The 11,036-nt window shown below is 67.1% G+C and carries 9 protein-coding genes; 4 read left to right on the forward strand and 5 right to left on the reverse strand.

The window, feature by feature from the left end; translation table 11 throughout:
• Positions 1-163: 163 nt before the first annotated feature.
• The 3 genes from QUV35_RS02245 to ettA form a co-directional block, all read right to left on the reverse strand.
• Positions 164-2,263, reverse strand: coding sequence for a DUF1631 family protein (locus tag QUV35_RS02245; protein ID WP_300870529.1), 2,100 nt, complete (start codon positions 2,261-2,263; stop codon positions 164-166).
• A 104-nt stretch (positions 2,264-2,367) separates the two neighbouring features.
• Positions 2,368-2,913 carry a DUF1415 domain-containing protein gene (locus QUV35_RS02250; protein WP_300870789.1) on the reverse strand — a complete coding sequence of 182 codons (546 nt, stop codon included), beginning with the start codon at positions 2,911-2,913 and terminating at the stop codon, positions 2,368-2,370.
• Positions 2,914-3,039: 126 nt separating this feature from the next.
• Positions 3,040-4,701 (reverse strand): energy-dependent translational throttle protein EttA, encoded by a 1,662-nt coding sequence (gene ettA, locus QUV35_RS02255; protein ID WP_300870530.1) that lies wholly within the window; start codon positions 4,699-4,701, stop codon positions 3,040-3,042.
• A 252-nt stretch (positions 4,702-4,953) separates the two neighbouring features.
• Between ettA and QUV35_RS02260 the strand changes: the two genes are divergently transcribed.
• Together QUV35_RS02260 and QUV35_RS02265 are read left to right on the forward strand one after the other, a co-directional pair.
• Complete coding sequence (locus QUV35_RS02260) at positions 4,954-6,783, forward strand: DEAD/DEAH box helicase (protein ID WP_300870790.1); 1,830 nt, start codon at positions 4,954-4,956, stop codon at positions 6,781-6,783.
• Between the two features lie 108 nt (positions 6,784-6,891).
• Positions 6,892-7,881: an endonuclease/exonuclease/phosphatase family protein gene (locus tag QUV35_RS02265; RefSeq protein WP_300870792.1), complete on the forward strand. Its 990-nt coding sequence runs from the start codon at positions 6,892-6,894 to the stop codon at positions 7,879-7,881.
• 3 nt (positions 7,882-7,884) lie between these two features.
• Here the strand turns inward: QUV35_RS02265 and QUV35_RS02270 are convergent, their stop codons facing one another.
• Positions 7,885-8,268 (reverse strand): hypothetical protein, encoded by a 384-nt coding sequence (locus tag QUV35_RS02270; protein ID WP_300870531.1) that lies wholly within the window; start codon positions 8,266-8,268, stop codon positions 7,885-7,887.
• 117 nt (positions 8,269-8,385) lie between these two features.
• On the reverse strand, positions 8,386-8,955 hold the full coding sequence (locus tag QUV35_RS02275) for a DUF4148 domain-containing protein (protein ID WP_300870532.1): 570 nt from the start codon (positions 8,953-8,955) through the stop codon (positions 8,386-8,388).
• A 212-nt stretch (positions 8,956-9,167) separates the two neighbouring features.
• Here QUV35_RS02275 and QUV35_RS02280 point away from each other — a divergent pair, with 212 nt between their 5' ends.
• Entirely contained in the window at positions 9,168-10,100 is a 933-nt protein-coding gene (locus tag QUV35_RS02280) for a LysR family transcriptional regulator (RefSeq protein ID WP_300870533.1), read from the forward strand.
• A gap of 34 nt (positions 10,101-10,134) precedes the next feature.
• The gene (locus tag QUV35_RS02285; protein ID WP_300870534.1) at positions 10,135-10,923 is read left to right on the forward strand and encodes an SDR family NAD(P)-dependent oxidoreductase; all 789 of its coding nucleotides are present in this window, start codon (positions 10,135-10,137) and stop codon (positions 10,921-10,923) included.
• Positions 10,924-11,036: the final 113 nt, after the last annotated feature.

The following is an 11,036-nucleotide window of genomic DNA, read 5'->3' on the forward strand; positions in this document are numbered from 1 at the left end:
CGGGCCGCCCCAAGGCAGGCCCAGCCCCCTCGGGGGGCAGCGGACCTCGCGCAGCTGGGGAGCGTGGGGGCAAGGCCAGGGCCAGCCGCCGGGCCGCCCCAAGGCAGGCCCAGCCCCCTCGGGGGGCAGCGGACCTCGCGCAGCGGGGGAGCGTGGGGGCCCCTCAGCCCTCAGCGTTCAGGCTGTTCAGCCAGGCCTGTCGGGTCACTTCGTCGAGCGCCTGGTTGACCACCCCGTGGTCGGCCACCACGCGCAGCCGGTCCTGCTCGATCAGGCGGTCCAGACCGCGGCGGGTCATGGACAACGAGCGACCGTTGGCGCCCGAGAACAGGTAGAGCGTGCCGTGCGGACTGGCCCAGGTGATCTGGCAACGAACGGCCTGGCCGTCCTGCCACATGTCGACCCAGGTGCCCACGCTCAGTTGCGACACCGGTTGCTGCGCCGCCATCTCCGCCTTGAGCTCCACCCAGTCCCGTTGCATCGGCTGGGTATCCACGAACGACGGCTGGGTGTCGGTCAGCGATTCGGGCGCCATGTCTTCCATGAAGCCGGTGTCGCGCGCTTCGGCGGGCTGCATCCAGGGCTCCAGGTCGTCTTCGAACTGCACACTGGGCGTGGCATCTGGCGGCGGTTCTGCGCGCTGGGTCTTGTAGGCCGCTTCGTGCAGCCCCATCAAGGTCTGGAAAAAAGCCTCCGCCTGCTCGCGCGGGTAGTCGATCGAATCCAGGCCTTCGCGCAAAGTGCGCAGGACGCCAGGGATGATCTTGACCAGGCGCGGGCGGTTCAGGCTGGCCAGCGCGAGCTGGCTCGACCACAGCAGGTCGGGCAGGATGTCGGTGTAGCGCATCGCCGGCACCTCGGCCGGGCTCAGGCCGGTGGCGGTGGAGACTTCCAGCCGGGCCTGCGCCACCACCTGGGCCCAGGGTCCGGTGAGGAAGCGCCGCACCACGCCGGGCGAGCGATCGAAGTCGTTGCGTGAGCGGAATTCGGCAGCGACGCGCTCGGCCAGCAGGTTGCGCTGCTCCACCCGCACCAGCGTCTTGACCGCGAGGCCGCGGGCCTGCACCTGCTCGGGCGCCATGGCCTCGGTCTGGGAACGGTTGAAGCCCTGCAACAGGGTTGAAAACCGGTCGGTCAGGTCGCCCCCCGGCTTTTGCAGGCCGTCGATGATGCCGCGCACCTGACGCGAGAAAGCGGCGTAACCCCGATCCTGCTCATGGGTGTAGGCCAGGCTGTGTTCGGTGATCGCATCGAGCAGACGCCGCGCCGGGTTCTGCCGGTCGGCGAAGAATCGCGGTTCGGTGCGCGCTGCCTGCAGCAGGGCGGGCTTCATGTCCTGGAGCATCTCGCGCACCGGGCGCAGCAGGCGCTCGTCGGCAGAAATCTGCTTGAGCATGAGCGAAACCACTTCGCTGGCCAGGGTGCGCACCATGGCATTGCCGGCGCCGGCGGTGCCGGGCGCGCGCACGGCCTCTTCGTCGGACGGCTCCAGGTTGCCCACCAGCAACTGGTGCAGGTGGTCCAGGGTCAGCAGGGCATCGGACCCGGGCGCGGCCTCTTCGGGGGCCACAATCCCCCGGCGGCCCAGCGTGGAATCGCCCGAAGACGCGCGCACATCGGGCGCCTGGATCACGGCATAACCCGCCGCCTCCACACCCATCTTGTCAAGCATGGCGCTCAGGCGCGTGTACAGGCCCTGCAATTCGTTGCCCAGCGAGATGGCGCCGGTCTGCAGCCAGCGCGAACGCACACCCGGACCGATGTGCAGGCCCTTGAGCGTCTTCATCAAGGCGCCGACCACGACGTCGGCGCGCAAGGGATTGGCTTCGGCCTGGACCAGCTGCATGCCTTGTGCCGTGCACAGGCGGGCGGTGAGTTCAACAATTTCGTGGTCCGCCGTCATGCTCACGATCTGCTGCACCCGCGCCAGTTCCACCGTCTCCTGCACCTGGTCGTCACCCATGAGTTCGAGTTCGTCAAAACTCACCGATCTGGGGGACCCCAGCCGGGTGTCGCTGGCGGGCAGGGCATTGCCGACCGCATCGGCCAGCACCGACAGAAACCGCGTGGCGATCAGGTCGCGGTGGTCTTCGAGGGCGGTTCGCGCTTCGACCAGACTTTGCTTGTCGTGCAGATGCCGTGCCGACAGCTCCTTGTCCTTGAGCGCAGCGTGCAGTTTGTCGAGCCAGCGTGGAACCCACTCGCGCGTCTGGGCGAGTGCCTCCTTGAGGCAGGCATCGAAGGCCTGTGGCTGGGCTTGCATGCGTGCGGTTGCTTTCTGTCCATGGGACGAGATCGAGTTGGGACCATTGTGACCACCGCCCCACCCTTGCACAACCGCAAAAAGAAACCGAATGTCCCCTCAGTTCAGGGTTTAGCCAGCAAGGCCTGCCAGCCCTCGGTGCCCAGATCGCGCAGGGTCTGCAGGTTGCGCTCGACGATGGCGTCGGCATCGCCCCCCTCGGACGCCACGGCCCGCTCGACGCTGTCCTCGCGCAGCAGGTGCAGCGTGGGAAAGGGCGAGCGGTTGGTGCAGTTGGTCACGTCGTCGGGCTCGGTGCCCTCGAACTGGAACAGGGGATGAAACGGCGCCACCTGGATGACCCCCTCGAGCTCGTGCTCGGCCACGACGTCGTCCACCACGTTGAGGAAGTCGTTGAACACCTCGAAGTCGGGGAACAGCGTGGCGTGCACCAGCAGCGTGGTGTCGACCTCCTCGGCCGGTGTGTTCTGCAGCAGGTCGAGCTCGCGATCGAGGTCGTCCAGGAACGCATCGAGGTGGCGCGCCTGGCTGACCACGATGCGCACCTGGTTCTTCACATACACCGCGCGCGCGAACGGGCACAGGTTCAGGCCGATCACGGCCTTCTCCAGCCAGTGGCGCGTGGCGGCGAGAACAGGTTCTTCGGTCATGGACATGGGTGACACGTCAGAGGGGAAGTCATTCCGGAATGCCGCGGATCCGGGTCTCCCGGTCCGCAGGCATTGCCCCCTGGAAGGGGGTGACGGCCCGGGCATCGGGCCGGCGCGGGGGTGAGCTCACTTCAGCGCCTTGAACCGCATGCGTTTGGGCTTCGCACCCTCTTCGCCCAGCCGCTTCTTCTTGTCGGCCTCGTATTCCTGGTAGTTGCCGTTGAAGAACACCCACTGGCTGTCGCCCTCGGCGGCCAGGATGTGCGTGGCGATGCGGTCGAGGAACCAGCGATCGTGGCTGATGACAAGGGCACAGCCCGCGAATTCCAGCAGCGCGTCTTCCAGTGCCCGCAGGGTTTCCACGTCCAGGTCGTTCGAAGGTTCGTCCAGCAGCAGCACGTTGCCGCCCTCGGCCAGCGTCTTGGCCAGGTGCAGGCGACCGCGCTCGCCGCCGGAGAGGCTGCCCACGCGTTTTTGCTGGTCACCACCCGAGAAGTTGAAACGGCCGCAGTAGGCGCGGCTGGGCATCTGGAACTTGCCCACGGTGATCATGTCCAGTCCACCCGAGACGTCTTCCCACACCGTCTTTTCGTTCTGCAGGTCGTCACGGCTCTGGTCCACCACGGCCATGCGCACGGTCTGGCCGATCTTCACTTCGCCGCTGTCGGGCTGCTCCTTGCCGGAGATCAGCTTGAACAAGGTGGACTTGCCGGCTCCGTTGGGGCCGATGATGCCGACGATCGCGCCGGCCGGAATCTGGAAGCTCAGGTTGTCGATCAGCAGGCGGTCGCCGAAGCTCTTGCTCACGTTCTTGAACTCGAACACTTCGTTGCCCAGGCGCTCGGCCACCGGAATGAAGATCTCGTTGGTCTCGTTGCGCTTCTGGTAGTCCACATCGCTGAGTTCTTCAAAGCGCGCCAGACGCGCCTTGCTCTTGGCCTGACGGCCCTTGGGGTTCTGGCGCACCCACTCCAGCTCTTTCTTCATGGCCTTGGTGCGCGCGTCTTCGGTGCGCTGCTCCTGCTCCAGGCGGGCTTCCTTCTGCTCCAGCCAGGTCGAGTAGTTGCCCTTGTACGGAATGCCGTGACCACGGTCGAGTTCAAGAATCCACTCGGCCGCGTTGTCCAGGAAGTAACGATCGTGGGTGATGGCCACCACGGTGCCGGGAAAACGCTTGAGGAACTGCTCCAGCCAGTCCACCGACTCGGCGTCCAGGTGGTTGGTGGGCTCGTCGAGCAACAGCATGTCGGGCTTGGACAGCAGCATGCAGCACAAGGCCACACGGCGCTTCTCGCCACCGGAGAGCACGCCGACCTTGGCGTCCCACGGCGGCAGGCGCAGCGCGTCGGCCGCGATCTCCAGCTGGTGTTCGCCGTCGGTGCCCGAGGTGGAAATGACGGCTTCGAGCTGCGCCTGCTCGGCGGCCAGGGCGTCGAAGTCGGCGTCTTCGTCGGCGTAGGCGGCATACACCTCTTCAAGGCGTTTTTGTGCCGCGCGCACGCCGCTCATGCTGTTTTCGACCGCTTCGCGCACGGACTGCTCGGGGTCGAGATGGGGCTCCTGCGGCAAATACCCGATGCGGATGCCCGGCATCGGGATGGCTTCGCCCTCGATCTCCTTGTCGATGCCGGCCATGATCTTGAGCAGCGTGGACTTGCCCGAACCGTTGGTGCCCAGCACGCCGATCTTGGCGCCGGGGAAGAAGGAGAGCGAAATGTCCTTGAGGATCTGACGTTTGGGCGGCACGATTTTGCCGACCTTGTTCATGGAAAAGACGTATTGAGCCATTGCTGTGTGCCTGGGAAATCTGCGCCGAGGGACGGCGCGAAACCATCGATTATCCCAGCATGCGACAATACGGCTCGTCGGGCACTTCAGTTGGCTCGGCACCAGCCTTTCGCTGGGGTGTTCGCCAGCCACTGGTCGACACCAAACCCCTGAATCCATCTGCCCCAGACTGGCCGGGTTCTGCTCCCCACACCGGAGCGGCTCACGGAGTGGCCGATGCCCCCAGCGCCCTGGACGGGCGCCTCCAAAAAAATGACCTTTGACGATCTGAATCTGGCTCCGGCCATCGTGCAAGCCGTGCGTGAGCATGGCTACGAAACACCCACCCCCATCCAGGCCGAGGCGATTCCCGCCGTGCTGGCCGGGCGAGACCTGCTCGGTGGCGCCCAGACGGGCACCGGCAAGACGGCTGCCTTCACCCTGCCCCTGCTGCAACGCCTGTCGAGCAGCGAGCGCGCCAAGAACCGCTTCGGCGGCGTGGCGATCCGGGCCCTGGTGCTCACCCCCACGCGCGAACTTGCCGCGCAGGTCGAGGAATCGGTTCGCACCTACGGCAAACACCTCACGCTGACCTCCACCGTCGTGTTCGGCGGCGTGGGCATGAACCCGCAGATCAACGCCATGAAGCGTGGCGTGGACGTGCTGGTGGCCACCCCTGGCCGCCTGCTCGACCTGCAGCAGCAGGGATTCCTCGATCTCTCCGGGGTGCAGATGCTGGTGCTCGACGAAGCCGACCGCATGCTCGACATGGGCTTCATCCACGACGTGAAGAAGATCCTGGCGCTGGTGCCCAAGGAAAAACAGAGCCTGCTGTTCTCGGCCACCTTCAGCGACGAGATCCGTGACCTCGCGAGCAACCTGCTCAAGGACCCGCTGCACATCCAGGTGACCCCGCGCAACACCACGGTGCAGCGCATCACCCAGGTGATCCACCCGGTGGGCCGTGGCAAGAAAAAGGCCCTGCTGGTACACATCATCAACCAGCACAACTGGAGCCAGGTGCTGGTGTTCACCCGCACCAAGTTCGGTGCCAACAACGTGGCCGAGTTCCTCACGAAAAACGGCATCCAGGCGATGGCCCTGCACGGCAACAAGAGCCAGGGTGCACGCACCCAGGCGCTGGCCGGTTTCAAGAGCGGAGACATCCGCGCCCTGGTGGCCACCGACATTGCAGCCCGCGGCATCGACATCGACGAACTGCCGCACGTGGTGAACTACGAGATTCCCAACGTCTGCGAAGACTATGTGCACCGCATCGGCCGCACCGGCCGCGCGGGCAACGACGGCGCAGCGGTCAACCTCGTGAGCCTGGACGAGGAAGGTTTCATGATGGAGATCGAGCGCTTCACCAAGCAGCGCATTCCGGTGCAGATGTTCCCCGAGTTCATGCCCGAGCCCGGTGAGAAGGCCGAGCCCATCGCCATGGGTCGCCAGACCATCTGGGGCGGTGCCGGCAAGCCACCGAGCCGCGACGTGATGGCCGCGGCCGCCAAGGCTGCGCGCACGGAGATGATGCAGCGCGTGCGCGAAAAGAAGGCCGGTGAGCCGCAGCAGGCGCGCGGCAACGGCGGTGGCGGCGGTGGCCAACGCCAGCGCCCGGTCGGCGACGGTGCCCAGATCGACGGACCGCGCGGCGAAGGCCGCCGGGGCGGCGGTGGCCAGCGCGCCAACGGTGGCGGTGGAGGCAACGGCCAGCCGCGCAGCAACAACGGCCCGCGCAACGCCGGTGGCCAGGGTCCTCGCCCACCGCGCCAGCAGGCCGACCGTGGTGAGCGCATGGACCGCGCACCGCGCGAAGACCGTGGCCCGCGTGAAGACCGCGAACCCGGCGCCGAGCGCCAGCCCGGTCCGAACGCCCACCTGGGCAGCCTGCGCATCAAGGAGCCACGCCCACGCGCGGCCAATCCGGGCGGTCAGCCCGACCCGCTTCGCACCAGCATCGACGCCATGCGCACCGGCAACCGCGCAGGCAAAGGTGGTGGCGGTGGCGGCGGCCGGGGTGGCCCGCGCAGCGGTGGTGGTGGTGGTGGTGGCGGCGGCAACGCCGATCCGCTGCGCACCAACTTCGGACGCATCCGCTGAGTCACAAGCAACTACAGTGCGGTCATGCCCGACGACCGCACGCCCCCCTCCTCCGACGCCCCGTCTGCCTTCACCGGCAACGGGGCGTCGCCACGTTGGGCCACGCTCATGGTGGCCACCTGCAACGTGCTCAACCTGGCCCAGCCCGGGCGCGCTTTCTACGACGGGCAGGATCCCTACAGCCAGACCGAGTTCGATCGCAAGGTGGACTGGCTCGGTGACCGCTTCAAGGCGCTCAACGCCGACGTGATCGCGGTGCAGGAGGTCTGGGACGAACTCGCGCTGCGAGCGGCGGTGGCTCGCAGCGGTCTGCAATACAGCTCGGTGGTGGTGCCCGGCGCCGAAAACGGCCCGGGTCAGCACGGGGCCCGGGGCACGCCGCGGGTGGGCATCGTCACCCGCCTGAAGCTCGAAGCGGTGGAGTCCATCGTCGACTTTCCGGCCGCCGCCGTGGTGCAGGTGCCCGGCACCGGCGCCCACACCCGTTTCGAGCGGCCACCGCTGGTGGCCACCCTGCGCCTGAAACACGGTCAACCCCTGTGCGTGATCTCCGCGCACCTCAAGAGCAAGCGGCCCAGGTACCTTGAAGACGCCAGCGGCAAGACGATCGAAGACACCAGCGATCCTGCCGTGCAGGCGCTGGGCTCACTGCGCTCGCTGATCATGCGGGCGGGCGAAGCACTGGCGCTGCGGCTGAAAGTGGTGGAGCTGCTGCACCGCACGAAACTGCCGCTGGTGCTCATGGGCGATCTCAACGACAGCCCGCACAGCGTGACCACCCAGCTGATTGCGGCCACGTCGCAAGTGGCGTACGACAGGGGTGCGCGCGACGCCGCGCTGTTCAGCGCCTGGGACGTGCAGGGCGAGGCGGCGCTGCGCCGCGACGTGGCCTATTCGCACATCCACCAAGGCTACCCCGAGGTGCTTGACCAGGTGCTGGTGAGCGAGGAGTTTGTCTCCACCAGCCGGGGCGCCATCGGCGACGTGCGGCGGGTGGAGGTGTTCAACGACCACCTGTTCGAGGGCCGCGACCGCACCCGCAGCGACCACGGCTTCGTGCGCGCGCTGCTGCGGCTGCGCATGCCCGATCCGGCGTGACGCTCAGACCTTGACGAAGGCGGTCACCAGCGGCTCGTCGCCCACCTGGCGGCTCCAGTGGCCGTGCACCGTCGCATCGAAGGTGGCGCCGGCGGGCAAGGTGTCGGCCGAGTAGAAATGGTCGCCTGCGGCGAAGGTGCGCGAGCTGCCGTCCTGCAGGCCGATCTCCATCCGGCCCCCCAGCACGAACAGCCACTGGGGCGCTGCGGTGCAATGGAATGTGCTGCGAAAACCCACCGGGCTGTGACGCAACTGCAAGCCGCTGGCCGGCAACACGGGCGACAGACGGGCCGAGGCGGTCCCCTCGGTGAGGTCCATCGTCTCCTCGCGGAACCGGGCGCGGCCATCGGCGTCGGTGAACAGCACGACCTGGGTGAAGGCAATCATGGGGGCTCCTGAAGGGTGCCCGGTTGTACCAGACGGCACAACGCCCGGGGTCCTCATGGGACACCGGGCGTTGGCGACGTCCGCCACAGGGGCGGACGGTCAGGCCGCAGCGAAGGCTCAGTTGACCTGCACCGGGCGCGAATTCACCAGACCGGCACGCACTTCTTCACGCGACTTGCCCTGGGCCAGGACGGGCTGTGGGTAACGGTTGGGGTACAGCTGGTTGTAGCGCATGCCGCTTTCGCCATCGGCCAACATGTCGCCGGTGCGGATGGCTTCGGCCAGCTCGGCCTTCACCTCTTCGCGGGTCTTGCCCTGGGCAACCGTTTCGGCCACGTCGGCGGCGGTGCGGGTCGCTGCGTACTGCTCAGGGTACAGCTGGTTGTAGCGGGCGCCGGACTCACCGTTGGCGATCAGGTCACCGCTGGCACGGGCATCGGCCAGCTCGGCCTGGACTTCAGCGCGCGTCTTGCCGACGGTCGCCGCTTGTGGGTACAGGTCGGGGCGCAGCTGGTTCTGGCGCATGCCGGTTTCGCCATCGGCGATCAGGTTGCCGTTGCGCTGGGCTTCGACGAGTTCGGCGCGAACCTGCTCGCGGGTCTTGGCGATGGAGGAGTCGGCGGCCAGGGCGTGACCGGCAACGAGGGTGGAGAGGGCAATGGCGATGACAGACAAACGTGATTTCATGACAGTTTCCTTGTGGAGGGTTGAACATGCCGGTCGGTCCTTTGTGTGGTCTGGCCGGCTTCGATGCCTCTGCTGAGGGTTTGCATGCATCGATGGGTTGAACTGTAAAGTTTCTGATCCTGAAGAAAAACAGCACTGAATGGCCTTCTGTGTTTCGTATTCAGCAATAATGAGTTCTTTTGCATGCGGGTTAACCCGCAAAGGAACCCCCCATGGACCGTCTGGCTTCGATGCGTGTCTTTCAAAAAGTGATCGACGAAGGCGGCTTTGCGGCGGCTGGCCGCGCGATGGAGATGTCGCCCGCCGTGGTGACGCGGCTGGTCGCAGACCTTGAGGACCATCTGGGCACGCGCTTGCTGCACCGCACCACCCGGCGCGTGTCGCTCACCGACGCGGGCGAGAGCTACCTCGAGCGGGTACGCCCCATCCTGCAGGACCTGGACGAGGCCGACGCGCTGGTGAGCTCGCAGACCAGCGAACTGGCCGGCGTGCTGCGCCTGCTGGCACCGCCGGTGCTCGCCACGCACGTGCTCGCGCCCCTGGTGAGCGGCTTCCGGCAGGCCTACCCGAAAATCAGGCTCGACATCGAGGTGGACTCGCACCGGGAGCCCCCGATCGAGGACTACGACATCACGCTCATGGGCACCAAGACCTCGTTCGACGCCAACGTGATCGCACGCAAGGTGCTCTCCAGCGTCACCGTGTTGCTGGCCTCGCCCGAGTACCTGCGGCGCAAGGGCACACCGGCGCGTCCCGAAGACCTGGCGCAACACGACTGCCTGCGTTTCAAGCCCGACGCCGGGCGCACCCGGGGCTGGCGACTGCTGCACGAGAACGACGACGCCCGCTTCGTCGACATCGAGGTGCAGCCCGTGCTGTGGGCCAACCACACCGACACGCTGATGCATGCCGCACTCGACGGCGCGGGCATCACCGCCACCACCATCGAGCTGGCTGCGCCGCTGATCCAGAACGGCGACCTGGTGCGTGTGCTCAACCCCTGGATCACCGACCGCCTCACCATGTACGCAGCCCTGCCCAGCCGCAAGTTCCTGCCGCGGCGCACCGAGGTGTTTCTCGACTACCTGATCGACCAGACCCGAACGCGCGTCGACGCCGCCTTGGCGACCTGCAGCGGCTGCTGAGCCGCACCGCCCAAGCCCGACTTACCATGCACGCATGAACATCGCCACCACCCCCTCCAGCGTTCACTTCGGCCACCAGGGCCGTGTCGTCATCGTCACCGGAGGTGCCCAGGGCATCGGCGAAGCCTGCGTGCGTCGCTTCGCGCGCGAGGGCGCCAGGCTGGTGATCGCCGACGTGGCCAATGCGCCCGGCAGCGCGCTGGCGCGAGAGCTCGGTGCCAGCTACATGCACTGCGATGTCGGCGACCGGCTCGACGTGGAGGCCGTGGTGGCCAAGACCGTGGACGCTTTCGGGCGCATCGACGTGCTCGTCAACAACGCCGGCATCTTCAAGAGCGCCGACTTCCTGGCCATCACCGAAGACGACTTCGACGAGGTGCTGCGCGTGAACCTCAAGGGCTCGTTCCTCATGGGGCAGGCCGTGGCCCGCGTCATGGCGACACAACGCGACGGCAGCATCGTCAACATGAGCTCGGTCAACGGCGTGCTCGCCATTCCCGGCATCGCCAGCTACAACGTGAGCAAGGGCGGCATCAACCAGCTGACCCGCGTGATGGCCCTGGCCCTGGCCGATCACGGCATTCGAGTGAACGCGGTGGCGCCGGGCACCATCGCCACCGAGCTGGCCGCGCGGGCGGTGCTCACCAGCGAGGAAGCGCGCCAGAAGATCCTGAGCCGCACGCCGATGAAGCGGCTGGGCGAGCCCGACGAGATCGCCGATGTGGTGGCCTGGCTCGCCAGCGATGCGGCCAGCTACGTCACCGGCGAGATCGTCACCGTCGATGGCGGACGCATGACGCTCAACTACACCGTGCCCCTCTGATCGGCCCGGGTTTCGAGAACGGCCGGGAACTCTGTCCGCCCGGCCCTCCTCCATCGAAGCTGGCAGCGAAGCGCAGCGCAGCGCTCACGCATCTCCCGCTGATCCCCGCTGGT

Origin of the sequence: Hydrogenophaga sp., assembly GCF_030373225.1 — a bacterium.
GTDB lineage: Bacteria > Pseudomonadota > Gammaproteobacteria > Burkholderiales > Burkholderiaceae_C > Hydrogenophaga.